Annotated in this window: 27 protein-coding genes and 4 pseudogenes; 9 read left to right on the top strand and 22 right to left on the bottom strand. The window is 41.1% G+C overall.

Translation table 11 applies throughout. The features are described from left to right. Positions 1 to 729 precede the first annotated feature (729 nt). Positions 730 to 1,215 (bottom strand): annotated as a pseudogene (locus DWW86_RS04620) (LysR family transcriptional regulator); the annotation flags it as partial. Positions 1,216 to 1,319: 104 nt separating this feature from the next. After that, positions 1,320 to 2,840, bottom strand: coding sequence for a PucR family transcriptional regulator (locus tag DWW86_RS04615; protein ID WP_015541196.1), 1,521 nt, complete (start codon positions 2,838 to 2,840; stop codon positions 1,320 to 1,322). 255 nt (positions 2,841 to 3,095) lie between these two features. Here DWW86_RS04615 and DWW86_RS04610 point away from each other — a divergent pair, with 255 nt between their 5' ends. Genes DWW86_RS04610 through DWW86_RS04600 form a run of 3 tightly spaced genes read left to right on the top strand, consistent with a single transcriptional unit; the run spans position 3,096 to position 6,098 of the window. Continuing rightward, complete coding sequence (locus DWW86_RS04610) at positions 3,096 to 4,316, top strand: hypothetical protein (protein WP_005426710.1); 1,221 nt, start codon at positions 3,096 to 3,098, stop codon at positions 4,314 to 4,316. A gap of 16 nt (positions 4,317 to 4,332) precedes the next feature. After that, positions 4,333 to 5,322: a glycine cleavage T C-terminal barrel domain-containing protein gene (locus tag DWW86_RS04605; RefSeq protein ID WP_005426712.1), complete on the top strand. Its 990-nt coding sequence runs from the start codon at positions 4,333 to 4,335 to the stop codon at positions 5,320 to 5,322. Between the two features lie 14 nt (positions 5,323 to 5,336). Beyond that, positions 5,337 to 6,098: an SDR family NAD(P)-dependent oxidoreductase gene (locus tag DWW86_RS04600; protein ID WP_015541195.1), complete on the top strand. Its 762-nt coding sequence runs from the start codon at positions 5,337 to 5,339 to the stop codon at positions 6,096 to 6,098. 232 nt (positions 6,099 to 6,330) lie between these two features. Here the strand turns inward: DWW86_RS04600 and DWW86_RS04595 are convergent, their stop codons facing one another. Further along, positions 6,331 to 6,543, bottom strand: coding sequence for a hypothetical protein (locus DWW86_RS04595; protein ID WP_005426717.1), 213 nt, complete (start codon positions 6,541 to 6,543; stop codon positions 6,331 to 6,333). 364 nt (positions 6,544 to 6,907) lie between these two features. On the opposite strand from DWW86_RS04595, the gene DWW86_RS04590 reads away from it, so the two are divergent. The 3 genes from DWW86_RS04590 to DWW86_RS04580 all read left to right on the top strand — a co-directional run bounded on the left by DWW86_RS04590 (position 6,908) and on the right by DWW86_RS04580 (position 10,127). Then, complete coding sequence (locus DWW86_RS04590) at positions 6,908 to 8,098, top strand: sensor histidine kinase (RefSeq protein ID WP_243023288.1); 1,191 nt, start codon at positions 6,908 to 6,910, stop codon at positions 8,096 to 8,098. Further along, a complete protein-coding gene (locus tag DWW86_RS04585) occupies positions 8,099 to 8,812 on the top strand; it encodes a response regulator transcription factor (protein WP_015541192.1) in 714 nt (237 codons plus the stop codon). Between the two features lie 88 nt (positions 8,813 to 8,900). Beyond that, on the top strand, positions 8,901 to 10,127 hold the full coding sequence (locus DWW86_RS04580) for a hypothetical protein (RefSeq protein ID WP_015541191.1): 1,227 nt from the start codon (positions 8,901 to 8,903) through the stop codon (positions 10,125 to 10,127). A gap of 109 nt (positions 10,128 to 10,236) precedes the next feature. Here DWW86_RS04580 and DWW86_RS04575 read toward each other — a convergent pair whose 3' ends face one another. The 3 genes from DWW86_RS04575 to DWW86_RS04565 are packed head-to-tail and all read right to left on the bottom strand — an operon-like array spanning position 10,237 to position 12,013. After that, the gene (locus tag DWW86_RS04575) at positions 10,237 to 10,806 is read right to left on the bottom strand and encodes a hypothetical protein (RefSeq protein WP_015541190.1); all 570 of its coding nucleotides are present in this window, start codon (positions 10,804 to 10,806) and stop codon (positions 10,237 to 10,239) included. 43 nt (positions 10,807 to 10,849) lie between these two features. Further along, a complete protein-coding gene (locus DWW86_RS04570) occupies positions 10,850 to 11,281 on the bottom strand; it encodes a flavodoxin family protein (protein WP_117942425.1) in 432 nt (143 codons plus the stop codon). Positions 11,282 to 11,320: 39 nt separating this feature from the next. Next, entirely contained in the window at positions 11,321 to 12,013 is a 693-nt protein-coding gene (locus tag DWW86_RS04565; RefSeq protein ID WP_117942424.1) for a Crp/Fnr family transcriptional regulator, read from the bottom strand. Positions 12,014 to 12,170: 157 nt separating this feature from the next. Here DWW86_RS04565 and DWW86_RS04560 point away from each other — a divergent pair, with 157 nt between their 5' ends. Then, complete coding sequence (locus DWW86_RS04560; protein WP_353652672.1) at positions 12,171 to 12,329, top strand: hypothetical protein; 159 nt, start codon at positions 12,171 to 12,173, stop codon at positions 12,327 to 12,329. A gap of 167 nt (positions 12,330 to 12,496) precedes the next feature. On the opposite strand, the gene iadA is transcribed toward DWW86_RS04560, so the two are convergent. The 4 genes from iadA to DWW86_RS17280 all read right to left on the bottom strand — a co-directional run bounded on the left by iadA (position 12,497) and on the right by DWW86_RS17280 (position 16,061). Then, positions 12,497 to 13,645, bottom strand: coding sequence for a beta-aspartyl-peptidase (gene iadA / locus DWW86_RS04555; RefSeq protein ID WP_117942487.1), 1,149 nt, complete (start codon positions 13,643 to 13,645; stop codon positions 12,497 to 12,499). A 32-nt stretch (positions 13,646 to 13,677) separates the two neighbouring features. Then, on the bottom strand, positions 13,678 to 15,198 hold the full coding sequence (gene yfcC / locus DWW86_RS04550; protein WP_117942423.1) for a putative basic amino acid antiporter YfcC: 1,521 nt from the start codon (positions 15,196 to 15,198) through the stop codon (positions 13,678 to 13,680). A 152-nt stretch (positions 15,199 to 15,350) separates the two neighbouring features. Further along, entirely contained in the window at positions 15,351 to 15,836 is a 486-nt protein-coding gene (locus DWW86_RS04545; RefSeq protein ID WP_015541186.1) for an HD domain-containing protein, read from the bottom strand. Between the two features lie 66 nt (positions 15,837 to 15,902). Further along, the gene (locus tag DWW86_RS17280) at positions 15,903 to 16,061 is read right to left on the bottom strand and encodes a hypothetical protein (protein WP_235816131.1); all 159 of its coding nucleotides are present in this window, start codon (positions 16,059 to 16,061) and stop codon (positions 15,903 to 15,905) included. A 102-nt stretch (positions 16,062 to 16,163) separates the two neighbouring features. Here DWW86_RS17280 and DWW86_RS17275 point away from each other — a divergent pair. Together DWW86_RS17275 and hcp are read left to right on the top strand one after the other, a co-directional pair. Beyond that, a pseudogene (locus tag DWW86_RS17275) lies at positions 16,164 to 16,388 on the top strand (4Fe-4S ferredoxin); the annotation flags it as partial. Between the two features lie 14 nt (positions 16,389 to 16,402). Then, a complete protein-coding gene (hcp, locus tag DWW86_RS04535; protein ID WP_117942422.1) occupies positions 16,403 to 18,007 on the top strand; it encodes a hydroxylamine reductase in 1,605 nt (534 codons plus the stop codon). Positions 18,008 to 18,351: 344 nt separating this feature from the next. Here hcp and DWW86_RS04520 read toward each other — a convergent pair whose 3' ends face one another. The 12 genes and pseudogenes from DWW86_RS04520 to DWW86_RS04460 all read right to left on the bottom strand — a co-directional run bounded on the left by DWW86_RS04520 (position 18,352) and on the right by DWW86_RS04460 (position 26,848). Then, the gene (locus tag DWW86_RS04520; RefSeq protein WP_072523169.1) at positions 18,352 to 18,582 is read right to left on the bottom strand and encodes a hypothetical protein; all 231 of its coding nucleotides are present in this window, start codon (positions 18,580 to 18,582) and stop codon (positions 18,352 to 18,354) included. A 37-nt stretch (positions 18,583 to 18,619) separates the two neighbouring features. Continuing rightward, a complete protein-coding gene (locus tag DWW86_RS04515; RefSeq protein WP_072523168.1) occupies positions 18,620 to 19,342 on the bottom strand; it encodes a hypothetical protein in 723 nt (240 codons plus the stop codon). A gap of 18 nt (positions 19,343 to 19,360) precedes the next feature. After that, a complete protein-coding gene (locus tag DWW86_RS04510) occupies positions 19,361 to 19,957 on the bottom strand; it encodes a class I SAM-dependent methyltransferase (RefSeq protein ID WP_117942421.1) in 597 nt (198 codons plus the stop codon). A 19-nt stretch (positions 19,958 to 19,976) separates the two neighbouring features. Beyond that, complete coding sequence (locus DWW86_RS04505; RefSeq protein WP_117942420.1) at positions 19,977 to 20,972, bottom strand: alpha/beta fold hydrolase; 996 nt, start codon at positions 20,970 to 20,972, stop codon at positions 19,977 to 19,979. A 33-nt stretch (positions 20,973 to 21,005) separates the two neighbouring features. Next, positions 21,006 to 22,373 (bottom strand): MFS transporter, encoded by a 1,368-nt coding sequence (locus DWW86_RS04500; RefSeq protein ID WP_117942419.1) that lies wholly within the window; start codon positions 22,371 to 22,373, stop codon positions 21,006 to 21,008. Between the two features lie 134 nt (positions 22,374 to 22,507). Next, on the bottom strand, positions 22,508 to 23,128 hold the full coding sequence (locus tag DWW86_RS04490) for a radical SAM protein (protein WP_117942418.1): 621 nt from the start codon (positions 23,126 to 23,128) through the stop codon (positions 22,508 to 22,510). 262 nt (positions 23,129 to 23,390) lie between these two features. Beyond that, positions 23,391 to 23,594, bottom strand: a pseudogene (locus DWW86_RS04485) (DNA-directed RNA polymerase subunit alpha C-terminal domain-containing protein); the annotation flags it as partial. Between the two features lie 116 nt (positions 23,595 to 23,710). Continuing rightward, positions 23,711 to 24,088, bottom strand: a complete 378-nt coding sequence (locus DWW86_RS04480; RefSeq protein WP_117942417.1) for a hypothetical protein — start codon at positions 24,086 to 24,088, stop codon at positions 23,711 to 23,713. Positions 24,089 to 24,108: 20 nt separating this feature from the next. Beyond that, positions 24,109 to 24,345 (bottom strand): hypothetical protein, encoded by a 237-nt coding sequence (locus DWW86_RS04475; protein WP_117942416.1) that lies wholly within the window; start codon positions 24,343 to 24,345, stop codon positions 24,109 to 24,111. Positions 24,346 to 24,358: 13 nt separating this feature from the next. Continuing rightward, positions 24,359 to 25,378, bottom strand: a complete 1,020-nt coding sequence (locus DWW86_RS04470) for a transglutaminase domain-containing protein (RefSeq protein ID WP_117942415.1) — start codon at positions 25,376 to 25,378, stop codon at positions 24,359 to 24,361. Positions 25,379 to 25,396: 18 nt separating this feature from the next. Next, a pseudogene (locus DWW86_RS04465) lies at positions 25,397 to 25,930 on the bottom strand (protein phosphatase 2C domain-containing protein); the annotation flags it as partial. A 336-nt stretch (positions 25,931 to 26,266) separates the two neighbouring features. Then, a complete protein-coding gene (locus tag DWW86_RS04460; RefSeq protein ID WP_117942413.1) occupies positions 26,267 to 26,848 on the bottom strand; it encodes a hypothetical protein in 582 nt (193 codons plus the stop codon). Positions 26,849 to 26,858: the final 10 nt, after the last annotated feature.

Genomic DNA, 26,858 nt, shown 5'->3' with positions numbered 1-26,858 from the left:
ACTATTTACTATTTTTTCTGTATTTCCATGATGCACCGATGCATATACAATTGCTTTTCTCATATCTCCCCTTTCTATCAGATCAATAATAGAATTATACCATCATTTGTCAGCTTGTAAATCTGTTTCATTACAAGCAAGCCCTGTAGCTCCTCCGATCACAACAGCGTTTTTCCGATCAGACCTTTACTGAAAACCTGCTCCAGTGATTCCAGATTCTGAAGGCTCATACCGGCCAAGTCATCCGGATTCAGGTTAAGTAATGGATTATCGCTCACTTGCCAACCTCCTTCTATGTTTTTTTATGGTTTTATTATAGCCGCAGCTTTCTTTTAGAAAAATACTACTTTTGTATGATTTGCTGTGTATTTCGCCTGTATTTTACTATTTTTATCAAACAATGTTTCTTCTTTCTATTAATTATTTTTTACAAAGAACAAAAAAGAGAACCCCAACGGATTCTCTGTAATCAATATCCTTTCAAAAGCCCCAACGCGCTTCCCCTCACCAAGAGACGTGGTGGGTTCTGTGAGCTATTTGGTTAGCACTGTTGCTATCGTTCACAGCAAGATGAGAAAACCATTCATCCGGTGCGGCACCATGCCAGTGTTTCACTTCTGCCGGAAAATACGGTGCAAACCCATCATTTGGTGCACCGATAGGAAATACCATCTCTTTTTGTGTTACACCATGATTTTTTGCATTTTGAAGATGATATTTTAAAGAAGAATCCGTAATCCAGATATAATCCAGCCCTTCCGTGTCCACCGGCTCCAGGAATAATGCAATGTCTACAAGTCCTTTGTTCATCATCTCATACACTGTATCTGCTGTTGCAGTATGCAACACAATCTGAACCAGTGGATATTTTTCTTTATATGTTTTGCATATCTCCGCCAATGTCTCCACCGCTGCAAATTCACCGCATCCAATGGTTATAGTTCCCTCTACAACATCTTCTTTTCCTTTCAGTTCCTCAAGTGTTTTTTCCTCAAGATTAAGGATCTCCAGGGCACGCCTTTTTAATAAAATCCCCTCTTCAGTAAGCGAAATTTTCTTCCCGCTTCGAATAAATAATGTTACTCCAAGCTCCTCTTCAAATGCCGCCATTTGTCTGGATAGCGTTGGCTGGGTAATATGCAATTGTTCTGCTGCTTTTGTAAAGCTCTGTTCTTTTGCTACTGTCAAAAAATAGCGTAATAGTCTTAATTCCATGTTTTTATATTCCTACAATTTTTTTATTCTAACCATTCTATCATGTTGCATCCCAGACATCATCTATATCTTTAATGTGACATTTTACAGTCTTATGTGATAAGTTATTTCAGATAAATTTTCTCTATTCGTCGTTGCTCCAACTCGGCCCTAAGAATAATCCCAAGTGTCAGACAATAGTCCGGATCCCTCAGATCACTGCCAAGCATGGCAGTAATATGAGATAACCGATCGAGCAGAGTAGAACGATGCAGATAAAGCGCCGCAGCAGTTTTTGTAACAGAAAGATTATTGTCCAAATACACCCTCAGAGTATGTAAATAAGAAACCTGTGAACTGTCATCATGTTTCTTCAGGCGTTTCAGGCCTTCCGTATAATAAACCCAGCTTGGCCGTCCCGCCAGAGCACTGTTGAGAAGCTGCGGAAGCAAATAGTCCTGAAAATAGAATATGATAGAATTATCTTCCTGAGAAAGTCCGTTCTGCAACGCCGCAGAAGCCTGAAACCAGGCATGATTTCCATCGTAGAGATTGGTAAATGAGGAGGAAACACCACAAATGGCTCCAAGTTTTTCCAAAACGGAAGTCAGCGAATCCATTGATTCCTTTTGAACCTGATCAGCAGGCAGAAATTCTACAACAGCATCCTCAAATTCAAATGCAAATGATCCTGGATGTCGCTCCTCCAAAGCAGCAGAAAGATAGGTTCCTGAAAGATGACTACCGCTGGATTCCGGAATCAGCTTCATACAGATCCAATCATGCTTTCCATTTTCCATACTCAAAGCACGACGATATTCAAAATCAATACGCTGCCCGGAAATGACGCTGCGCAAGGCTCGTCGTACAGCGGTACGGGTACTGGACAAAATCGGATTCTGCTGAATAGCCTGTCGCAGAAGTTTGGAAAAGAAAACTGCCAATGCCCTGTCAGAGGACCTGAATGGACGAGATCCTTCAAAAACAGTCAGACATCCTAAGTATTCTTCCTGATCGAAAATATTTACAGAGAGAGAACGCCTTCCCTGTAATTCCAGCAACAGAGGTTCGCGAACATAGTTGGACATATCATGCAGAGACAGAAATGTTGCCATTTTCTCAACATCGAAAGATTGCGTGTCCAATTGCAATCCCAATTGTTTTTTCAGGTACTCTTCCTCCGTCACTCCCAGATAGCGAAAATCCGAGCCTATAAGCAGCATTGGATTTTCAAAGATGCCTCTACTGGCATCCAGCATTTGAGACAAAGCTGCACCATGGCGCAGGATGAACCAGAGCCTTTCCTCCCAGGTATCATATTGATTGAACACTTCCTGCACCAAATTGAATATTTGAAAAATGTCCTGGCTGCCATGTATAAGAATAACGCTGCACCGCTCATAGTAGGCATTAAGATTCCAGTGTTCTCCCAAACATACCAGACAGACATTTTCTCCCAACTCTGGTGTCTGTGGTAAATGATCTGCAGAACAGACATAGACACTATTTTCCTCAAAGGACTGAGATCGATCCAGATAAAATTCCGGTCGGTTCAAGATCAGTGTACTGTTCTTCCTGCCATAAAACAAAACTCCTGTCAGTTCTTCTTTCAGCCTCCAATAAAGAATATCCGCGCATAACTTCATAACCAGCCTCCCAAATTATTCTAAAAATATTATAATTTTTCAAAAAAAAGCTGTCAAGATATCACCCATACGTTTTGTATGGGTGGCATCTGTTTTATATGCATTATTCACAAATAATGGCCATATAAATTGTATGGTTTTTTAGAATACAAATTGTATGTAAAGAAGAAGATAAAAACCATCTTTTTGTAGAATGTTCGGTGCAGTATTTTTTGACTATAATAAATCAAAACAAAAGTAGACAGGAGGTATACCATGCTAAAAGAAAAACTGGAGACGAAAAAATGCTTTTCAACTGCCTGGGGCAGACTAATTACGGAGGAAGAAGCCTATCGACAGCTGAATCGCCAAATTGCCGCTATGACTGCCAATCTTTTTCAGGTCATGCGCATTTTTGAACCTAACTGGGAAAAACGCACCGCAGCCATCTGCAATATTGCCAATATGATGAATATGGCAGTTGCAGGAAGCCCCGATGAACAGAAAAACTATGTTAATGCTGCTCTCTATGAAGCATTTAACATCCCGGAGCTTTGTGAAAAATCCAGCTGGCTTGGTGGCATTACCGGTGACTCCGGCGATGAATGGGAAAATATGGCCGGTCGAGTAATACAGTTTACCCGAAATCGAGTGGAAAAAGAGCTGGATACCTGTCCCTGGGATATTGTGGGCAGCGAACTGTGCAATATGACCACCAGTATGTTCACTGCAAACTTCGATCTGGCTTCTTCCAACGGAACAGAAAACGAAGTGGCACTGAATATGTGCCAGGCACGAGGCTGTGGTAACAAGCACTGTCGTGTCGTGGCAGAACGACGGGATGTCTATGGACTGCCGAAGCAGGATTGGCTGGAACATATGCAGCAACCTGTAGATCCTATTCATGATACGCCTCGAGAACGCATGGTCAAAGATGGTCAGTGTCTGCGTAATGGTCAATACACACAGAACTTCGGCGAGGAAACATCGCTGGAAAAAGCATATCACTGGGTTGCGCAAATGGGCTGGGTATGGTCTATCCAGTTCCCAATGATGGCTATTAAAGAGATGGCGCCTGATGAAGATGAATTCATGCGAGTATTCCGCATTATCTTTGCTACTGCCGGTAAAAATCAGTTTATCGATCCCTTTGCAAAAGAAGGTCTGCGGAGTTTTCTGGGCATTCCTCATGATATGGACGAGAACGACGGCCGTATTCTCGGCGGATATATCCGCTATATGCTGGACGTACAACAGGTCCCCTATGAGATGGTTCGCTGGACCAAGGATGAAACCTGGATCAAAGTCAAATCAGAGGACTTTACTGCCCGTTATGAGATGGCACCTCTGGATGAACTGGTAGATGCCTACGAGGCACAGTGGAATGGTGCAGCTAAAACGCTGGTCAGCACGGAATGGTCCTGTGTAATCGAAAATCGTGACGAAGAAGAAATGTACATCAAGGTCATCCGCAAGGAAGACTCGCGAATGCTGTAAAGGAGGAGGACAAAATATGCTATTTAGAGAAGATAACGTCGCACGTGCAGACGCTGATGCTATACGTAAGGGTGTGGGATTTTACCGCTGGACACACGATATCGTAGAGATTACCGGCAAAGACGCACTGGAGGTTCTTCAAAAGATTTATATCAGCAACATTTCCAAAGTTGCTGTCGGACGTTCAAAATACACTGCATCGCTGGATGAAAACGGTGAAATCATTGACGATGTGATCGTCATGCACATGGCAGATGGTCTGTACTGGGTCTCCGACCTCTATGGACCACGTTTGCTACCGTGGATTGAGAAGCACAAAGGTACAGCTGATATTCAGACAAAAATCATCACCTATGACTGGGATATGTATGCCATACAGGGACCTGATAGTATCAATGCGATGAATGCCATGTTAGATAAACCGATTGACGAACTCAAACGGTTTGGCATCTGCGAGCGTAAGATTGGCGATATTCCTGTCTATATTCACCGTTCCGGCTTCACCGGTGAAAATGGCTATGAAATCTATTCTGCATTTGATAAGAGTGCAGAAATTCACAATTTAGCACTGAAAGCTGTCGAAGCTGTCGGAGGACGTGAACTTCAAACTCTTGAAGTCTATGTCCGATCTATCCCAATGGAAAAAGGCTTCGCGCTCAAACAGGACTTTAAGCACCTGAGTCCATATGAGTGTGGACTCGGATGGGCCGTTGCCGCTGATAAAGATTTCATTGGTAAAGAGGCAGCACTGGCGCGTAAAGAACATCCGAAATATCGTATGGTCGGTCTTGAATTTTCACGTGAATCAACAGAAGATATCTCCATCTGGGAGCGTGTATACTGGTACGGTGTGGAAGTCGGCCGCTGTGCACAGACAATCTACGGCTATACAGTCGACAAAAACATTGGTTTTGCCACCGTCCGCGCTGACATACCCGATGGTGCGGAGCTGACCGTTGGCTGCAATGATTCTCCGGCCATCGTGGTAAACAAAGTTTTCTGCTGAGAAAGGAGGACATTATGGGAAGATTAGATGGAAAAGTCTGTATCGTAACAGGTGCATCTGCAGGTATCGGCCGTGCCACAGCAGAACTGTTCTGCCGTGAAGGTGCCAAGGTCGTGGCGGTTGCTCGCCGCGAAGATCGTCTTAGAGACCTGGCCGAAGAATGCAGCGAACTACCTGGCGAGATAATCTGGCATGCAGGTGATGTCGGTGATCCGGCAACTGCTGTAAACATGGTAAAAAAAGCAGTGGAGACATTCGGAAAACTGGATATCGCCGTAAACGATGCCGGTATCATGGATGACAACACCGCTATTGCGGACATGTCTGACACAATGCTTATGGAAACATTCCGCATCAACACATTTGGTCTCATGTATGGAATGCGTGAAGAATGCAGACAGTATCTTGCACAGGGCAACGGTGGCGTAATCGTCAACATCTGCTCCGTCGGCGCAACACACCAGACTTCCGGTGCTGCCTACTGTGCAAGCAAGGGTGCTGTGCTGGCAGCAACAAAAAACACAGCATTCATGTACATGGAAGAAGGCATCCGCTGTAATGCACTTTCACCCGGTGGTGTCGTAACTGACATTCCTCTGGTCATGCCTCCTTCCGACGAGTTCGGCTTTGGCCGAACCAGCATGCTGCTGAACTTCTCCGGTGAGCTTGCTATGCCGGAGGACTTGGCTGACGCAATCCTGTTTCTCGCAAGCGACCAGTCCCGCTATGTTAACGGTGAAGAACTTAAATGTGACGGCGGCTGGACATGTTTCTAAAAAATAAGGGAGGATATATATGAGTCTCACCGAGCGACACAACAACAGAAAATATCATCCGCATCAATGCAATTGGAACCGTCAATATGGTCAAAGGTGAGTTTTTCCGCGCTGGTCTGGCCTATGCCATGTCTAAAAAGTTTGTGATCTACTTCACACAGAAAAATATTTCCAGATTTGAGTTCAAAAAAAGAAACAGTCTCCAAATTGGAGACTGCTTCTTTTTTGAAGATTATTCGATTGCCTGAAGCTCTTTTTCCAGTTCTTCCAGATGTGGTTTCAAAAATGCCGACTGCGGGAAAGATGCCAGTTTCCGTAAGGTCAGACCACCAACCAGTTTCATCTGTGGATTTTTTGAAGCGTCAGGGCTGTACTTATCCAGAACTGCTGCCGCTTCCGGATTTTTCAGGATATCCTTTACTTTGCTGTCAAGTGAAAATGCCATAACACTTACCTCCTGCCGTATATTTTATGGTAATATTATACAAAATATCGGGCAGGAATCATAGCCTACAAAGTGCATGTTTTACAATCATCTTAATCCTTCACTCTAACGGTTATCCAGTTTTCCATATTTTTTCCAATCCAGTTTCCATTACATTTCACGCCTCCTCCGATTTCACATAACCAGACTGTTTTTCTTACTCTGTTTGTGATAAAATCACAGTAACTTCAGAAACTTTCCCATTGTTTTCTTTTTACCGGAGGATTTTTCAATGCAGGAAATACATCATTTTTTTCACTCATTATTCAGTCTCACCCTTGATTTTCGTGTCCGGCTGTTTAATATCCTGGCTTTAGGAGGCACTGTGATCAGCCTGATTATGGCCTTTCTCAGTCTCGGAACTGGTTCCTTTGGAAATGTCCTGATCAACCTATTGCTGGTCGCAGTCTCAGGAGGACTTTTTCTTTATTCCTATTACAGTGGGAAATATCAGCGATGCTATCTGATCTCCATTGTCCTAATTTTTCTGATTGTTTTTCCGGTGATGTTTTTTACCAGCGGCGGATATCATGGCGGTATGCCGGCCTTCTTCGTGTTTGCCATTATTTTTACCGTGCTGATGCTGGAAAAAAGACGGGCTCTGATCGTTTCTCTGCTGGAGATTGTCCTATATATAGGACTGTGTCTGGTCGCATACCATTTTCCGCACTTTGTAACTCCTTTTGCCACGGAAGCAGATCGGCTGGCAGATATTCTTCTGGCATTTGTCTCTGTAAGTACTGTCTGCGGCATTGTTCTCTATTTTCATCTGAAGGAATACAACCAGCAGCAGCTCCTTCTGGAGGAACAGAACCGGCGGCTGCGCTCCCTTGACAATGCCAAGTCTACCTTTCTGACCACCGTTGCCCACGAGATTAAAAATCCTCTGAGTTCCATCTCCCTCCACGCCCGCGACACATCCGAGCTCCTTGAGGAAGAACCTCTGGATTTCTCTCTTATGCAGGAAAATCTCCGTACCATTGAACAGTCGGTAATGCGGATCGACCGGATCGTGCTGGATTTGATGGATACCGTTTCCATTAAGCAGGGACGGCTGGCCCTTTCCCTTGTACCATCAGATCTGGGAGTACTTTTACATTCTGTAGAAAAAGATTTCAGCAGTCATCCAAGTTCCGGGAATAACCAGCTGGTCCTTACGATACAACCCGACCTCCCGGAAATCTCTGCAGACTCTGAACGGCTGATCCAGGTTATCACCAATCTGATCTCCAATGCAGAGCGTCACACCCAAAACGGAACCATCACCATTTCCCTTACAGGTGAACCGGGCTGGCAGACCATCTGCGTCTCCGACACCGGAACCGGCATGTCAGAAGAAATGCGAAAAAACGCACTTAAGGGTTATGTTTCCGCAGATAAAGATTACTGGCGACACGGCATAGGCCTCTATGTCTGTCATCAGATCATCACTGCCCACGGCGGCAAAATATGGCTGAAAAGCAAAGAAGGCGAGGGAACTCAGGTGTTCTTCTCACTTCCGGAGGAGGTATCATAAATGAATGAAAAGAAATCGCTTATCCTTATGGTTGAGGATGAAGAACAGGTGCTGAATACCAACTGCCGGATGCTACGGCGCCGTGGCTACGATGTCCGCACTGCACAGACAGTCTCCGAAGTCTGTCATCAGCTTGAAGAACAGCTGCCGGATCTTCTCATCCTGGACATTATGCTTCCGGACGGAAACGGCTTGGATATCTGCCGCCACTTCCGCGAAAAAACCATGAACCCTGTTCTTTTTCTCACAGGAAAAAGCGATATCCGCGATAAGGTAGAAGGGCTTCAGCAGGGAGGCGACTATTATCTCACCAAACCTTATAATTTTGACGAATTTCTGGCCGTGATCCAGATGCTTCTGGAACGCCAGAAACGAATAGAAGAAAAAATAAAAGAAAAATTTCAGGCTTCCCACCAGATCACCATCGGAAGCCTGCGGCTGGATCTTTCGGACGGTCACGCATATCTCAATAATACCGACACAGGTCTTACCCGTACCGAATTCTCCCTGCTGCGTCTCCTTGCCGAAAACCAGGAGAAGATTTTTTCTGCAAAGGAGCTCTATGAAGCAGTATGGGGCAGCTGTGCGGGAACAGATACCAGCACAGTACGGCGGCATATCTTTAATCTTCGTGTCAAGATCGGTGCCGAGGATACCGATGAATATGACATTGTCTCGGTTTATGGTAAGGGATATCTTTTTACCTGCCGGTAAATGTCTCTTTTTCTTCACATTTCTGAATATCAGAATCTGTCTGTTACAATATACTTAACAGACAAGTTCTTTTTATCAGGAGGTGCCTATGCATAAAAAAATCTTATTTCTTTTAACAGGCTTGATCGCTCTTTCCATATCTGCAATCCCAGCCCTCGCTTCTGACCCTCCAACTGATGATGGTCAGTACATCTGGCAGGATGAAAACGGAGATTACTGGTACCGCAATGGTTCCGAGGATGAATATATCGGCGAAGGTAATTATGCCCCTGATCCGGATTCCGGTGAACTGATGGAAGGCAACGATGCCGGCTGGACCGAACAGGACGGTTATTTTGAACCTCATTATTATTATGAGGATGGCAGTGTGTGGCTGGAGGACGCTACCGGAACCACTTATATTGGCTCCAGAGATAAATACTATATTGATGACTACGGCAATCTTCAGGAATATTCCGAATCAGAAGCTGCTTCCTCCTCCGGGGATTCTTCAGAAGAATACTCTAAATCAGAAAAGCGTGGCGAACTTCATATGCGGGTTGGATTCACTGCTGATGATACGATCAGAGAATCCATGCCTGAAAAAGAAGGTTATTTCGAGCAACGTTCCGTAAATGAGGGAAAAAGTACTGCCTTTGCTTTAAAAGTAGCTAATTCTTCTCTGGAGGATTCTTCCCTGAAGGGTTTTCTGGCAGAATACTATCCGGTAAAGGGTGAGATCATCACTCAAAAGGATCTTACCTTTGAATCTTATCCTGCTACGAAATATCAATATTTAACCGCAGTCAACGAAGAAGAAAAAAATGTTGATGCGCTTGTATGCCAGACTGACGATTATACATTTGGACTTTTTATCCTGACTCCGTCAGACGCCTATGATAAAGCTGCTGAAAAGAAAGCTACAGAGCTGATCAAATCCATAGATTTCATTTACGCAGAGTCTGTAGATATGGCCATGACGGATTACTTCCAGGTTCTTACTCCGGAGCGTTGGAAATATCTCTGCCATTATGAAACGACCGAAACCGAAAATGGTGGATATAAACTGACTTATTACAATGAGGATGTTCCTGTGCTGACCCTGGAAGCCAGATATTACGATGGCGAAGACCAGCCTCTGGACAGTGTATGGCAGGGCTATCTCGGCCGTATCGAAACAGTCGATGGCAAAAAATACGATCTTCTTTCCACCATCAGCCAGTACTCCGAGGATGCCTCTGACGAATGGAAGGAAATGTATGACACCTATCTGGATACCATAAACGGAATCCGCATGATGGATGGCTGTTCCCTGACCGAAGGAAGCCATACCTGATTTCCCTTGCCCCTCTGCCGTTATTTTGCAGACCGGAAAATCTATAGCTGTATCTCAACCGCAAAAGACACATCATATTTACACAAAAGAAGCTGCAGAACTTGAGTCTTCATTGTTCTGCAGCTTTTTTGTATTTTAAAATCACATTCTGCGTTCTTTTGTATTCCTGCTCTCTTCGGTGCTGATCCCGTATGGTAACAGTTTTGTCATGAATCGGATTCCTGAGAGTTTTTTCATAATTGTGATTCATTAGTGCCTCACCTGCTTTGTAATGGGGCGTTGGTGCCGCGCCTACCAACGAACAGCAATATTTCCATGCACTTCCGTGAATCCCAGGCTGCCACTGATACTGTTTCGGAATAGGCATATTGTAACGCATATAATGTGCATATTCGTGTTTGTAAAGATCCATTCTGTCTTCTTTACTGAGTGGATTCTTTACGGCATATCCTATAAAAAACAGCGAAAAATGAAAATGTTCTTTCTGCCCGTGTCCATTTTGATTATAAGACCCCAATGAGTCCGTATCAAACCCAAAAGTAATCGGCACTTTTGCTCCCTGAAGATGAAATTTCTTATCTAATTCTCTGTATAACGCACGAATCTGCGCTATAAGAATCGGTGTTTCTTTCTCAAGTATTGCACGAAGGCCTTCACAAGTATTGTAATCTGTCTGCATTATTTCACATTCCTGCCTATATTTCTATTTCTTCTTTACGTGTTTATAAGTCTTTTACAAACTCCACTGCATTTTGGATATCTTTATCATCTGGATGTCCTTTTGCAATACCTCCAACCAGTTTGAAGGGACCAAATGTATCATATCCTTTGCATCCAAATTTCCCTACTACGCTGGCATGTTTTTTATCCAGAATCTGCTCTATGGATCTATAATTCGCACTTCCACCATAAGTACAGATCAGGAAGACCTTTTTGTCATCTGGTAAATTCTTTTCCACAAATTTCAATATTGACTGATGAAACTTTGAAAAATAGATTCCTGATGCAAACCCGATCATATCATAACTGCTCAAATCTGCATCTGAATGTTTTACTGCATCAATCAAATCAACCTGACACTCTTCTGCTATACTATTTACTATTTTTTCTGTATTTCCATGATGCACCGATGCATATACAATTGCTTTTCTCATATCTACCCTTTCTATCAGCTCAACAATAGAATTATACCATCATTTGTTATCTTGTAAATCTGTTTCATTACAAGCAATCAACTCAAAATGATTTCGATTTGTTTTTATAAAGCCTTCTTTTTGTAACTTTGATATCTCTGTAGACATTGCTGCACGATCAATACAAAGATAATCTGCCAGCTGCTGCCGGTCAAACGGAATATCAAATGATAACGATGAATGTCTGATGGATTCTGCTGACAAATATGACAATAGTTTATCCCTTGTCGTTCGCTTTCCAACATGTGTGATCTTATCGTTTAGGATCAGTATCTTATTTGCCAGAACACTGACCAGGTTACGAATCAGCTTCTGATGATGCTCACATGCAGTTGAACAGGTAATCAGCAATCTCTGGACATTTAGAAAAACAATTTCACAATCTTCATCTGCTACCACACTGATATTCAGAACAGCACCAGAACTTGCTGCATATGGTTCTCCAAAAAAATCTCCGGCATGACATTTCGACAGAATATTCCGATGCCCCCAAAGATCTTCCTTAATAACAAGAACGCCGCCTGACACCACAAGCCCCATTACATCGGTTGAATCTCCTGCTCTGAAAATATATGAATCCCGTTCTTTAGAAATTACTGTTGCATTTACACAATGCAATATAGATAATATCTCGTTATCCTTAAGACCTTTAAAAAATGGGCTACTTCTTAGAATAGGCAAATATTTTTTCAAAACCATTCCTCCTGTTGGAAATCAAACATACAAGTTGTATTTATCATACTATAATTCCAGAAGAAACAAAAGTTCAATGCTATTGACGGAGGAAAAAAATGACAACAGAAGTAGTTGCTTTCCCAGGTGCTGTTCATATTGATGAGAAGAAAGATTTCTGCTGACACTTTTACACCTGGTTATCAAAAACATTCGTCTTGTTCCTTCTTTTCCGGCGTTCCTGGCTCCTAATATTCTGAATTATCTAGTGGAAAATTATGGTATTGCACCTATCACCACACCGGAAGAGGACATCAAAACACTGATTAACCATTAAAAGTACTTTTTTCAAAAACTCTGTAAAATCAACAAAGCCGATACAGGATTTCAAAGGTCCCGCATCGGCTTTATTGCAAGTCTCACTCCTCACACGCCCTGATAATATTCACATTCTTCCTTTAATACCTTTTAACGATTATCCCCATTCTCCATCATCAATATACTTTAGTTTGTATAAACTGTATTCCCCTTTGCAATTACTTCAACAAGCTGAAGTTCCGCGTCAAGAATACAAAGATCAGCATCATAGCCTTCTTCAACCTTACCTTTTCCTTTGAGACGAAGAATTTCTGCTGGATTAGATGTAATTGTAGAAATAGCTATTTCTAAAGGAATTTCTGTTTTAAATACACATTCCTTTACTTCCTTCAGAAGGCAGCTGGACCGTCCAACACCCATTCCAAGAAATTCTCCATCACTACTGTACATCGGAAGGCTTCCCTGTCCATCAGAAGAAATTGTCATGCGGTTCGGATTTACTCCTGCATCTAGCATTCGTTTGATACCATTACATACACGTACCTCATCACAGATAGTTTCCCAATAGTCAATATCTTCATTTCCGGTAAAGTCTACTGCTCCGCCTTTCAGCGCATACTCAATCGACTTGCCAAAAAGCATCTCATTTCGATTGATATGTGTTGGCAGTATTTGAGAAGCCGGTATCTCTGTCTCATCTACCACTCGTTCAATAAGATCTAAGCATCTCGGACTGTCTCCAAGATGAACATTTACAATACCAGCTTTCCCGGAAAGAACACCACCAAGTCTTGTATCCGCAACGACACGTGCAAATTCCTCAAAAGTCGGCTGAGAAGAACGATGATCAGAGATCGCGATTTCTCCAGTTCCGATGATTTCCTGAATCATCATAATATCTTTCACAATACTGTCAGTCAACGTGCGAACCGGAATCTGATAACTGCCTGTATAACAGTATGCAGACATTCCCTGCTCATTCAATCCTTTTGTCTTTGCAACCAGTGCACATATATCACGACCGATTCCATCTGTTCCAAGGCAGCCAATAACTGTTGTTACTCCAAACTTCGTAAGTCCTTCCATAGTTGCTTCCGGAGTACGATTGGCGAATCCACCTTCGCCACCGCCTCCGAGTACATGAACATGACTATCAATGAATCCCGGAGTTAAAAGTAATCCCTCTCCATTGATTATTTCTGCCTCAGAAAGAAATCCGTCTGCGGATATGGAACCTGCATCTTTAATCTTGACAATCTTATCATTGATTGTAAGTACATCTTTTTTCCCCAGATGCTGTGGGGCATAAACATCAATATTCTGAATTAATTTCATCATAAATCACTCTCAATTATCAAATGTATGTTTTAGAATCCAATTCCAACTGCAATAAGAACTGTAATGATTGCACCAATCATTAATACGCCAAGGAATTTCCACATGAATTTAATCCAGTTAGACCACTCAATCTTTGCAATTGCAAGAGATCCGATCAGACATCCGGATGTAGGAACAATCAGGTTTGTAAATGCATCACCAAGCTGGAATGCAACTACCGCTGTCTGACGTGAAACACCTAACAGGTCTGACAGTGGCGCCATGATCGGCATTGTGATCGCAGCCTGGCCTGTTCCTGATACAACAAAGAAGTTGAATACGGACTGGAACAGATACATAAGTACTGCTGCAACTGCCCCTGAAACTCCAGACAGTGCATTTGAAATATTATACATAATTGTATTGATAACTGTAGGTGTTGTCGGATCAGATCCACCAAGAACCTGCATGATACCCTGTGCCATAGCAACAACAAGTGCAGCACCGATCAGATCTTTTGCTCCATCTTTGAATGATGTTGCGATATCATTCAGTTTCATATCGTTCAGTTTAAAGATAACTCCGATCACACCGGAAACAATTCCCATAATGAAGAACTGTGTAGCAATCTCTGGCATGTAATATCCTTGAGTCATAACTCCCCAGATCACCCATACTACTGTAACAGCCAGTGCCAGAAGAACTAAAATATGTCCAAGACCAAATGAATGTCCTTCGTCAATTCCTGTTTTTTCATTCTGCTCACGGAAATATGCATCCGTCTTATATGCGATTGAAATTGTCGGAGTCTTTTTGATCTTTGATGCATAGAACATAGTCATTCCGCAGCCGAGTGCTGTAAATACTACCCACATTACCATACGGAATCCTGCTCCGGAGAATACGTCAATACCTGCAATACCCTGTGCAATACCTACAGAGAATGGATTCATCCAAGATGAACCGAAACCAATCTGTGTTGCAACATAAGTAACAAGAACTGCAATCACTGAATCATATCCAACTGCTACAAACAATGGACAAAGAATCATGGTAAACGGAAGTGCTTCTTCTCCCATCCCAAAAACTGCTCCACCAAGAGAAAACAGTACGAAAAGTACCGGAATCAGTAGTTTTTCTGCTCCCTTTGCCTTACGGATCAATCCAATCAATCCGGATTCAATCGCACCTGTACGGATCATGATACCGAATGCACCACCTACTACCATAAGAAATGCGATAATCTCGATTGCAGAACTATTTACAATTCCGTTATACATATAGTTGAAGAATCCAGTTCCGCCATCTCCACTAAAGAGTGCTACTCCTTCTGTTACTACTTTTCCTGCATCATCTGTCAGATACTGGAAACTTCCATCTTTGATTACTGTACGGGTTTTCTCAACACCATTGATCATATATGAAATATCCTGTGTTTCGTAGAATCCCTTTGGTACAAGAAATGTCAGAAGTGCTGCGACAACAACTACAAAAAAGATGATAATGTAGGTATCAGGCACCTGGAATCCCTTGTTAAAAGACTTTAACCCTTTTCCTTCTCTTTTGCTCATTTTTAAGTTTCCCTCCCATTTTTGATATACAATAATAGTGTACCATAGAATGTTTAAAATTTACATCTTTTATGTCATTTTCCTGTATTTTTATACATCAAAAGATGGGATTGACTCTGGTAATGAAGAAATCGGCTTAGACAGATGCCATCTCAAATATCAAACATCTCCCTGCAAATTGTTTTTCCACATGCTGTTTTGAAAATATTATGACAGGCTTTTAGAGCTGCTTCTTTCGATAAGCCATCCTCCATAATATTAACCAGAAAATCAGCCTCCACTAATATCTGATAATCAATTTCATTAATATTATTATATGTATGGTGATGTGCGATCAAATACTGAACGCGCTCAGATATATCTTTCTCAAATCCCAGTTTTTCAAGCAGCCTTTCTGCTATTGCAGGGCCTTCTTGCTCCTGTAATTTTCCATTGCAATTTCCATATTTTTCTTCGCAGAAATGAATTCCAATATCATGTGTCAAAGCTGCCGCTTCAATAGTAAACAAACATTTCTTATCTACATTTTCCGTTTCTGCTATCAATTTTGCATAGCTATGCACTTTGCAAAAATGTTGAATTCTCTTTGCATCCCCTCTGTATAATTCAATCATTGCCAAATGTAATTTATTGATCATTTAAAGTTTCCTCCTCTTGCACATATAATAGCCTTCTAATTAATTTTATATTTTCCGTGATATATATCATATTCTTATTCTTGAATCCGCATCATTAGAGAAAATCAATTCAAAATGATTTCGATTTGTTTTTATAAAGCCTTCTTTTTGTAACTTTAATATCTCGTTATCAGTAAGACCTTTAAAAAATGGGCTGTTTCTTAGAATATGTAAATATTTTTCCAAAATCGTTCCTCCTGTTGGAAATCAAACATACAAGTTGTATTTATCATACTATAATTCCAGCAGAAACAAAAGTTAAATGCTATTGACGGAGGAAAAAAATGAAAGGTAACTTTAATTGGTTGTCCAAAATTAGATCAGGTGGATTATAGTGAGAAACTGACCTGGATTATTCAAAACAACAATATTCAAAGTGTGACAATTGTAAGAATGGAAGTTCCATGCTGTGGTGGACTGGAAATGGCGGCAAAAAAAGCACTTCAAAGCAGTGGAAAATTCTTACCATGGCAGGTTATAACGATAAGTATTTATGGAAATATTATAGAATAAAGGAGAATACAACAATGAATAAAAAAATGTTTTGTTATCAATGTGAACAGACAGTGGGATGTACCGGCTGCACAGGAAATGCCGGTGTCTGTGGAAAAAAGGCGGATACAGCTAAATTACAGGACGAACTGACAGGTGCGTTGATTGGTCTTGCAAGAGCTGTCGGTGGCGCAGAAACTATTTCCCAAAGTACCGGACAGGTCATAATCGAAGGGCTGTTTACTACAGTTACAAATGTAAGTTTTGATGATGCAGCAATCAGAAATATGATACAAAAGGTCAGAGCTGAAAAAGAAAGACTGGTTCCTGACTGCGGCAACTGTCAGTCACCGTGCGGTAAAACAGACGAATACGATATGCAGCAGCTGTGGAATGCCGACGAAGATATCCGCTCTTTAAAGTCTCTTATTCTATTCGGAATTCGTGGAATGGCAGCCTATGCCTACCATGCAAGTGTTCTGAATTACGAAGATGCCGAAGTAAATCGTTTCTTCTGCGAGGCATTATTTAAGATTGGGTATGAAGAAAGTGCGGAGACTCTGCTTCCTACCGTACTGAAAGTAGGAGAAATCAACCTGAAGTGTATGGCACTTCTTGATAAGGCAAATACAGAAACCTATGGAACGCCAGAACCAACCGATGTTACTCTTACGATAGAAAAAGGACCTTTTATTGTCGTGACCGGTCATGATCTGAAAGATCTGCAGCTTTTACTTGAACAGACAGCGGGAAAAGGAATCAACATCTATACTCATGGTGAAATGCTCCCTGCCCATGCCTATCCACTTTTAAAAAAATTCTCACACTTAAAAGGGAATTTCGGAACCGCATGGCAGAATCAGCAGAAAGAGTTTGATCATATTCCGGCTCCGATTCTCTATACCACCAACTGTCTGATGCCACCAAAAAACAGCTACGCTGACAGAGTATTTACAACAGAAGTGGTTGCTTTCCCAGGTACGGTTCATATCGACGAGAAGAAAGATTTTACGCCGGTCATTGAAAAAGCGCTGGAACTGGGTGGTTACAAAGAAGATCAGATACTCACAGGCATCAATGGCGGAACAACAGTGACAACCGGTTTTGGTCATGCTGCTATCCTGTCCCATGCAAATACTGTAATAGAAGCTGTAAAATCAGGTGCGATCCGCCATTTCTTCCTTGTTGCCGGCTGTGATGGTGCTAAACCGGGACGAAACTATTACACCGAATTTGTGAAACAGACACCTTCTGACAGTATCATCCTCACCCTGGCATGTGGCAAATTCCGTTTCAATGATCTCAATCTGGGAGAAATTGGTGGTCTGCCACGACTGATGGATATGGGCCAGTGTAATGATGCTTATGGTGCGATTCAGGTTGCCGTAGCACTTTCGAATGCATTTGGATGTTCTGTAAATGAGCTTCCGCTTTCCTTCGTTCTCTCCTGGTACGAACAGAAAGCAGTCTGCATCCTGTTAACGCTCCTGCACCTTGGTATTAAAAATATCCGTCTTGGTCCTTCACTTCCGGCGTTTTTGTCTCCTAATATTCTGAATTTTCTGGTGGAAAATTATGGTATAGCACCTGTCACCACACCAGAAGAAGACATCAAAGCACTGATGAACCATAGCAAATAAATTTTTCAAAACCTTTGTACAATCAACAAAGCCGATACTGGATCCCAAAATCCTGTATCGGCTTTATTGTTAATTATTTTATCATTATCTGTAATGTCAGAATATCCATCCACCTGACAGAAAACCATTTCCTGAAAAATCATCCGGAATATATGCTAAAACTTTTCGTGCTATATCATTATCATCAGTGCCACTCCAAATTTTCCACTTTTAACCCTACTTTTTTGCAACATTTCATAATCACGTCTCTTGCTGGAATCCGGACATCTCCATGGCCGCATACATTTGCCAACGGCATTTCCAATGAATTCATCAGCCATACCAAAGCCATATATCCATCTTCATTACGCTTCAAATTCCGCTGTTATGTAATATCCCTGCGGTGTATGCTCGATATTGGTTACAATGCCTTCTTTTGCCTTAATGCGGTCTGCATTTTTGTAGCAGCCGGACATTGCAACTGCCGGTTCTATGATATAACTGTAATTCATATAAGACTGAAATTCCGAGATCTGCACTTTATCTCCTATTTCCAGAAGCCCCGGTCTCTCCATCTTAAATTTTTCCTGACGCATGATCCAGTTCCTCCTTTCGTGATTTGTTACTGATTATTCAATCTCTCTGGATCTTTCCCTTTTTGTATTTTGTCTGAATAAGCCATTTCTGATCGATAACTTTAAGGTCTTCTCCGAAGCGGATATGAAGCGTCACAGAGCCCGGCTGCTGTTCTATTTTTTCTATTATTCCCTCACCGAACTTCGGGTGATCGACGCTTTCCCCTGTTTCATATTTTATGATCACATTCTGAGTTCTTCTGTATTCCTGCTCTCTTCGATGCTGATCCCGTATAACAACTGTTTTGTCGTGAATCGGATTCCTGAGAGTTTTTTCATAATTATGATTCATCAGTGCCTCGCCTGCTTTGTAATAGGGAGTTGGTGCCGCACCAACTAACGAACAGCAGTATTTCCATGCACTTCCGTGAATCCCCGGCTGCCACTGATACTGCTTCGGCACAGACATGTTGTATCTCATGTAATGTGCATATTCGTGTTTGTAAAGATCCATTCTGTCTTCCTTACTGAGCGGATTTTTCACTGCATATCCTATAAAAAACAGTGAAAAATGAAAATGTTCTTTCTGCCCGTGTCCATTCTGATTATAGGATCCCAATGAATCCGTCTCAAATCCAAAAGTTATAGGCACTTTTGCTCCCTGAAGATGAAATTTTTTATCTAATTCTCTATACAACGCACGAATCTGCGCAATAAGAATCGGTGTTTCTTTCTCCAGTATCGCCCGAAGCCCTTCGTAGGTATTGTAGTCCGTCTGCATTATTTTACATTCTTCTCCTCATTCCACTGAAAATATCAAAATCTTTTCCCGGGTATTTTTACCCTCAAATAGATCTTCTGTGCTGATCTCATCATAAAACATCAACTGTTCTTCGGTCATCAGACAGCTTACATACTCTTCTGACGGATAATAGAAAAACAGCAAAATTTCTCTCGGATTTTCATAATACGATTCGTAAATTCTTGCCAGCACTTTCCGCAAAATTTCTACCGAAAACGGATTAAAAAAATAGCATCTGTCCACCTCTGTCGGTACCGGATAATCTTCTGCACTGACAGGTTCAAAAATAATCCTTTTTCCTGACACCGCATGTTTCACATTTACTTCTGCAACTTTAAAAATCCGTTCATCATATTCTACTCCAATGGATCTGCATCGTGTCTGATAAGACAAATAAAAACAGACGCGCCCCTTTCCGGTTCCATAATCAAGCAGCACATTTTTCTTGCCGATCAGCCCACTGTGTGCCAGCCGCTCCAGTACACAATATTGCGTCGGCTCATATGGATAACGATACTGATCCGAATGCGAATCATCTCGTCCGGTCGTTTTTATTTTTAATAACCTGTCCCATTGCGTTTCATTTTGATCCATAAAAAGCTCCTTGCTGTCTTTATTTCGCCATAAAATTTAAAATCCGCTCTATGTATGCCTTCACAGTCCTATCATCACTTCCGAAAATTTCATGTTTGCTTTCTGGTATGTAAACATACTCACAGGAAGTCTTCCCTCGCCGCTGTATCTTCTTTGCAAATTTTTGCATTGTGCGGACTGAAACAAATGCATCTTTTTCCGCCTGAAAAATGATAACCGGTGCAGCAAGTTTTTTCCATCCATAATATTGCAAATACCAGCTCATTTTTATGGATGCCAGCAGCCAGCCATAGGAAGCTGCACTTGTCTGAATATCTTTGCACCGTTTGCGGATTTCATTGTATCTTGTAAATCGTGCTTCTGACACAGCCGCACTTGTTTCAAGAGTTTCATTTCCCTCGTATGGCTTCTGTCCAATCACATATTTCTTCGCTCTTCCCACAAGACATTCCGTCTGTGCGATTGCAACAGTCAACGGCCACGGCACATTTCCCGTAAGTGGCCGGATCATCGGCGAACTCAGTATGATTTTCTGAAATAAATCCGGTTCCCACGCAGCGGCAATCGTACCGATTGCACCGCCCATCGAATGAGCGAACAAAAAGCGTGGAAGATTCGGATATCTTCTTACTGTATGATGGCATATTTTCAAAAAATCCCGTACAAAACGTTTCCATGTATCAATATGTACTAACGACGGATCCTCTGTAAGCCGGTAACTTAAACCGTGTCCCGTATGCTCCGGTATGCATACATGATAACCTGCTTTCAGGAAATAGTAAACCATCTCATCATATTTTGGTACACTTTCGGTAAAACCGTGACTGACGATCACCACACCTTTCGGCCTTTCCGTCTCATAAAATTTAACATGAAGTTTCGCTGCCCGAGTTGTTTTGCCCTGTCCGTCTTCCTTTGCTCCAGTAACAAACTTGTCCCGGCAGTGTGCTGCCAGATATGGTTCTACTTCATTTCGCATTGCATATTCATAATTTTCTTCCTGTATGATTTTCATATTCGTATACTCCAGATTTTTGCATCACTTCTTTTATCCCTGCTGTTGTTTTCCACAAATAATGCCGTTGATTTTTTTCTCATTGTAAAATACCAGTATGATTCCTCCGATGCAACAGAACACCGCCGCACCAAAAGCCGCCATGCGATATCCCGTTCCGTCTCCTGACCCAATGGTAGAAACGGCTGTAAAAATCAGCATAGAAAGACTCTGCCCCAGTTTGAACGCAAAGGTTCTTGCTGCATAAAACATACCTTCTCGATTGCTTCCCGTTTTTATAGAATCGCTCTGTGCAATATCCGCCACAACCGCCTGTGGAAGAATGCCGAAAATTGCCATCGGAAGTGCCGCTGCAACAGTCAGAATCACCCCCTGAACTGTCGCCGGAATAAACGATATTTTTCCCATAAATCCTGTATAGAAATAAGCGAGACTGAATACTGCAAATGCAAACAAAATCATCTTTTTCTTGCCAAGTTTCGGTGTAAGTTTATTCACCGGAACATAAAATACCAGTGATAATGCCGTCATCCCGACAAAATATAGTGTTGTCATGGTTTCCGGAAGTTTCAGAAGGCTGGTAACAAAAAAAGGCAGGCCTGTCTGAAACATAGTAAGTGCGATCCAGTAAAAAATATCCGATCCTACAAATTTGCGAAACTCTCCGTTTCTGAATGTGGAAACAAGAGAACGAAAAGCAGATTCTTTCGCCGGAACCGTATTTACATAATCCTTTTCTCTGATACAAAAGACCGGAACAAGCATACAGATGAAAGCCACCGCTGCCATCAGAGTAAATGTAATACGGATAGCTCCAACTCTTCCAAATGTCGGAATAAAGGTTCCCCAGATCGTCGGTGCCAGATATGCCACCGCAGTTCCGGCAATAAAAGTAAACGAAATCACTGTTGAAATATTCAGTCTTTCCTGCTGTGTATGTCCAAGCTCCGGAATCAATGCATTATATGGAGTACAATAAGCAGTGATAGAAAGATAATAAGCCAGAATCATCACAAGCAAAAAGGCTGCATTGATCCAGCTGTTTTTATTGACCGGTGACCAGAAAACAAGCACCGTCGAAAGTGCCAATGGCAATGAAGCCCACTTCAAAAACGGAATCCTGCGCCCGTTCTTCGAAGTGCATCGGTCAGACCATGATGCAATCATCGGGTCCGTAAATGCATCAAAAATTCTTCCGAATGCCGTGATTCCGCCGATAATCGTAAAAATACCAAGCACAACAAGCCCCTGTGGAATAAACACCGTCTGTCCCTGGCTGATCGATGCCTGATCCGGCTGATAAAAATAAACGAGCCAGTTCGAAATAATACCGGACAACATTGCCCACCCAAACTGTCCTGCTGCAAACTGCCATATTTTTGCTGTTGTTAATTTTTTCATGTTGCACCTCCCAATAGGATGATTTTATCCTTTGATTCCTCGTAACAGTAACTCCGTGACAATCTGAAACTGTTTCTGCCCTTCGACTTCCTGATCCGAAGAAAGAATATCCCCTCCGACTGCCAGTTTTTCCATCAATGCCAGCAATGATATTTGAATAAATCCATTGCCTCAATACCCATTTCCTGTAATAAATGTCTTGATTTCATCTGACTGCTTTTATCAGCAAATTCAGGGATTTCCGGCACTCTCACTACAATAGACTCATAGCCTCGTAGCTCAACCAGTTTTCTGAGATTATTTTTTACAAGTTCCAGATTCTTTCCCGTATATTTTCTGTAAATCACTTCATCCATACTCTTGATATCGATGAAAAAACGGTCAACTTTCTCTGTCACTGCTTCAATATTTTCCCATGGGACATGTAACGAAGTCTCCACATAAATTGTCATGTCCTTATCACAAACAGTTCTCATGTTATTAATTAGATTGGGATAAAGCAACGGTTCTCCACCTCCAAACATGATTCCACCATTTGTTGCCAACATATATGGACGATCAATCTTAATTCTATCGTAAATTTCTATTACTGTCAGATATTCCGCATCTAATGTCCCATCCCATGTAAACGGATTAATACAATACTTACATCTCAATGGACACCCTTCTAACAATATGAGTGTACGAACGCCTTCCCCATCTGAATCAATCCTGTGCCTGCCTATATGTATAATCGGATACTTTGCATCATTCATCTTTTCCCGACATCAGTCCTTTAAGTTCAATCTTTTCTCCACGCTCCTGCTTCTCCTGTAACTTTCTGTCTAAATAAGAGACTTCATAATCACACATCAAGCATGTTCCCAGACATGGTTCTGTATGATGACATTCAATAGGCTCAAACTCAATATTATTCGCCTTAGCAATTCTCCTCCGTATCTCACGAAGCTGATCACATCGATTTCTTCCCGGATGATTGAATTCTGTATATGTTTCCTGCTCTTGGCCATCATATCCTAGCCCTAACCCCATATCTTTCAGTTTCTGAAGAATTTCTTCCAACGCTTTTCGTCCAAGATTTCTCACATGCATCATATCCTCACTGGACATCTTACATAACTCTTCTACCGTATTAATTCCCGCCCGTTTCAGGCAATTATAAGACCGTACTGATAATTCAAGTTCATCTATACCCATACCCAAAATTTTTTCATGAGAATCATCCATTGTCATAATCTCCATCTCCAAATTTCTCTGCCCAATCGTCCGCAAAATCATCCGGATTATCATAATTGCAGACATCATACGAATCATTTCTATTCGTAGAATACGAACTATTATATTCGCATAACATTTCGTATTTTCTTTACTATTTCTGATTTTACAAATAGTTTTCTTCCACAATCAATGCATTGTTTGCCACTAAGCTGAATTGTTACCATTTTTCCTCTATTATGATAATGAATTGGAAGCTTTTCTATATATTTAAACTTGCCACCACATAAACAGTTTGATATTTCCCCTTTTGTATTCGTAAGTACAACAAAATTACAAATTTTTACATCTTGAAGAATTTCGCTATCTTTCAACGCATTGTTTGCTTTGTATTCACCTAACATCATTCCATATTTATCTTTTTCACCTGAAAAATTCATTCTGTCTTTATTTTCTTTTGGTAAAAGATGAATACCTGCATGATTCTGATTATATCCCATCAAAAATCCCCCCTATTTCTTCAATGCCATCCTGCAGCCTTACCCACCTCATCCGCACAGATAAATCCAAGTATTGCTGCGAGATATTCCATCCTATGATTCACAATGCCGACCACACACAAAACCATAATTGCTCTGTTTCCAACCCATATTTCATTCGGTCCATGATTATGATTCTTCCGAACTTTAAAAAGCATATATTGAACCAGCAACGTACATAAGAAAAATCCAATTCCATAAATCGTCAACTCCAGCATATCTTTACCCTCTTCAAGATATTTCGATACGGTATATTCCAAGTTCCCTGTTAGAACACGTTTTTATTCCAACGCTACTTCTTCCCTGCTCATGTAATTTCTGTACAATATGAACGGTTACTTCTTTTTCTATGTCAGCTTTATTCAATCTGTTTTCTGCACGAAATTCATATATCCGTTCATTCTGCTCAATTAACCTGTCTATATATGCCATAAGTCGATGTCTCATCTGAAAGGAACACCCTCTCTGCACATAATAATTTGCTTTCTTGCTTCTGCATACTGGCAAGCTACTATCTGCTTTGTGATCCTGATTCATCAATTCATCTGTCAAATTAAAATAATCATATACCATGGATTGCTTATTCTGCCCTGTTGCACCTATATCCCAGGTAACATCTAACTGATACGGCTCTCCATCAATATCCACAATATTCCATGCATGTGGCACACTCCGTCCACTTTTTACTGAATCACCGGTCACAACGATACACTTCACATCGACTGCATTTAAAAGAACTTTTACTGCTTTAGCAATCCCTTCGCACTGAGCCTTATGATGTGCAAAAACACCGAGAATATTGTGTGAAGCAATCACTCTGGATACTTTATCCTTATCGGATCCTTCATAATCATATTCAATGTTCCGACAAATCCAGTCGTGCACCCGAAGTTCTTTTTCATAATCATTGCATTCCAGCAAATGCAGTTGTCCTGCAAGCTCATTCACCACTTTTTCGATTTTTCGATTGTACTCTTTTACCTTCTCTTTCGTAAAAAAATACTGCGGACATATCGCAAGATGTCCAAGCATATCACTAGCTGTACTGCATGCTGACTGATTCAAGAAATAAATCAATGGATTATCCCTTGTCATCGCCATAAATATGCGTTCAAAGCTCTCTTGATTAAAATCTCCACGAACTGGAATAGGAATAATCTCCTGATGTGACATTGCACCTTTGTAAAATGCCTTGTAGATTGCCTGCTCTTGTCTATTCAGTTGATGATAATAATAGCGATCTACAATCATTTTACTTCACCATTCCTGTTACTCTTTTGCAAAATACACCATCACGACAGTAATATCATCCCCGCATCCCAGCTCGCTTGTCTCTGTCAGCCAGTTCTTCAGATTCGCCTGTACCGTATCTGCTCCATGTTCCTGTATCATCTGTAAGTAATCTTTACATGTTTTCTGATATTCCACATCCGAAGTATAGCTGTTTGCAAATCCATCTGTAGAGAGAATATACATATACGGTTCTTCATTTTCCATTTCCCGTCTCCGCACGGATGCCACAGCCTTTCTCCAGGCATCTGGTTTTGACAGGGAATGTGTTTCTGTTCCAAGGAATTTCTCCGGTTCTACCAGTGGTTCGACTTCTTCTTTTGTTACAACACTGATATCCCCATCTCCGATCTGGAAGGAAAATACAAAGCAGTCCGTCACCAGCATTCCTAGCAGTGTCGTTCCATACAACGAAAATACAGACGACCACTTAATATTTCCATCTTCATCGGTCATTCCATCTACTTTATTTTTATAAAAAGACTGTTTCACCCTTGCCTGCCACTCTTCACATACATCCTGGGCAAATCTTCAAATGTAGACTCCAATATAAAAAACATATTGCAATCTGGACAATAACCAGCCGGTACTTTTTCCGACTTTTTCTTCCCATTATTATCAATAATATCTATTACTGCTATAATATCATTTAATTTGTGAGCTTCATGAATACACCGAAAAACATGACACTTGATAATAAATGCATATTTTCATCTACAAAATATTTGAAATATATCTTCAACAAATCTTTGTCATCGTTTCCATTTAAATATGCACGTCTTACAACTCTACTTATCTCTTTTTTCGCATTTGTGCTATCAGCAATTGTTTTCAGCAAAGAATCTGTGGCTATTTTGAGCCATGAAACATCAAAGTTTTTATAATTTCTATATATCCTCTACAATTTTCACTTAATATCGTTTCTAAATTTTTTCGCTTTAAATATTTTAGGATAATATAGATATCGAATTTTTCCAATTCCGCCACACGAATATTTTTTGTTTCAAGAATTCCAATTGTGCTAGAATAATCACCACTACATACAGACCTCAAAATAAATGCCGCAAATAAACGATATATTTCAACATCCTCTCTATACCTATCGAGCATGATATAATTTTGCAAATCAAATTCATAACAATCTAGAATATTTCCCCTTAATTCTTCATATCCAGGGGTTCCTATATAAATACTATTTCTCATATTAGCTTGCTCTTCTGTTTTTTTTGCCAGCAAATATGTCTCTTGAAATAATGTAAAATATCTTCTAAATGTATAAAGATCTCTTAAAAATTCTTTGTCTCCAAACTCTTGTGTTGGAATTTTTCTATAAAGATCTTCGATTTCAATTCCTTGAATTTCCTGATTGATTTTATCTTTTTCAGTTTGACTACAGCCTCTAAAAACAGGATTTGTTGCAATTTTTCCCACATATTTACGA

It is taken from the genome of Ruminococcus sp. AF17-22AC (assembly GCF_003460065.1).
Lineage (GTDB): Bacteria > Bacillota > Clostridia > Lachnospirales > Lachnospiraceae > Blautia_A.
Note: the sequence above shows the minus strand (reverse complement) of the source record. Positions and strands in the feature narration are given on the sequence as shown.

Excerpts from the sequence above, each read along its gene's own strand:
- DWW86_RS04600 (WP_015541195.1), top strand. The coding sequence starts at position 5,337 with ATGGGAAGATTAGATGGAAAAGTCTGTATCGTAACAGGTGCATCTGCA.
- DWW86_RS04615 (WP_015541196.1), bottom strand. The coding sequence starts at position 2,840 with ATGAAGTTATGCGCGGATATTCTTTATTGGAGGCTGAAAGAAGAACTG.
- DWW86_RS04585 (WP_015541192.1), top strand. The coding sequence starts at position 8,099 with ATGAATGAAAAGAAATCGCTTATCCTTATGGTTGAGGATGAAGAACAG.
- DWW86_RS04490 (WP_117942418.1), bottom strand. The coding sequence starts at position 23,128 with ATGAATGATGCAAAGTATCCGATTATACATATAGGCAGGCACAGGATT.
- DWW86_RS04505 (WP_117942420.1), bottom strand. The coding sequence starts at position 20,972 with ATGAAAATCATACAGGAAGAAAATTATGAATATGCAATGCGAAATGAA.
- DWW86_RS04570 (WP_117942425.1), bottom strand. The coding sequence starts at position 11,281 with ATGAGAAAAGCAATTGTATATGCATCGGTGCATCATGGAAATACAGAA.
- DWW86_RS04515 (WP_072523168.1), bottom strand. The coding sequence starts at position 19,342 with ATGCAGACGGACTACAATACCTACGAAGGGCTTCGGGCGATACTGGAG.
- DWW86_RS04500 (WP_117942419.1), bottom strand. The coding sequence starts at position 22,373 with ATGAAAAAATTAACAACAGCAAAAATATGGCAGTTTGCAGCAGGACAG.
- DWW86_RS04545 (WP_015541186.1), bottom strand. The coding sequence starts at position 15,836 with ATGATCAATAAATTACATTTGGCAATGATTGAATTATACAGAGGGGAT.
- DWW86_RS04580 (WP_015541191.1), top strand. The coding sequence starts at position 8,901 with ATGCATAAAAAAATCTTATTTCTTTTAACAGGCTTGATCGCTCTTTCC.
- DWW86_RS04520 (WP_072523169.1), bottom strand. The coding sequence starts at position 18,582 with ATGCGTCAGGAAAAATTTAAGATGGAGAGACCGGGGCTTCTGGAAATA.
- yfcC (WP_117942423.1), bottom strand. The coding sequence starts at position 15,198 with ATGAGCAAAAGAGAAGGAAAAGGGTTAAAGTCTTTTAACAAGGGATTC.
- hcp (WP_117942422.1), top strand. The coding sequence starts at position 16,403 with ATGAATAAAAAAATGTTTTGTTATCAATGTGAACAGACAGTGGGATGT.
- DWW86_RS04480 (WP_117942417.1), bottom strand. The coding sequence starts at position 24,088 with ATGGGATATAATCAGAATCATGCAGGTATTCATCTTTTACCAAAAGAA.
- DWW86_RS04605 (WP_005426712.1), top strand. The coding sequence starts at position 4,333 with ATGCTATTTAGAGAAGATAACGTCGCACGTGCAGACGCTGATGCTATA.
- DWW86_RS04470 (WP_117942415.1), bottom strand. The coding sequence starts at position 25,378 with ATGATTGTAGATCGCTATTATTATCATCAACTGAATAGACAAGAGCAG.
- DWW86_RS04595 (WP_005426717.1), bottom strand. The coding sequence starts at position 6,543 with ATGGCATTTTCACTTGACAGCAAAGTAAAGGATATCCTGAAAAATCCG.
- DWW86_RS04475 (WP_117942416.1), bottom strand. The coding sequence starts at position 24,345 with ATGCTGGAGTTGACGATTTATGGAATTGGATTTTTCTTATGTACGTTG.
- DWW86_RS04510 (WP_117942421.1), bottom strand. The coding sequence starts at position 19,957 with ATGGATCAAAATGAAACGCAATGGGACAGGTTATTAAAAATAAAAACG.
- DWW86_RS04610 (WP_005426710.1), top strand. The coding sequence starts at position 3,096 with ATGCTAAAAGAAAAACTGGAGACGAAAAAATGCTTTTCAACTGCCTGG.
- iadA (WP_117942487.1), bottom strand. The coding sequence starts at position 13,645 with ATGAAATTAATTCAGAATATTGATGTTTATGCCCCACAGCATCTGGGG.
- DWW86_RS04575 (WP_015541190.1), bottom strand. The coding sequence starts at position 10,806 with ATGCAGACAGATTACAATACTTGTGAAGGCCTTCGTGCAATACTTGAG.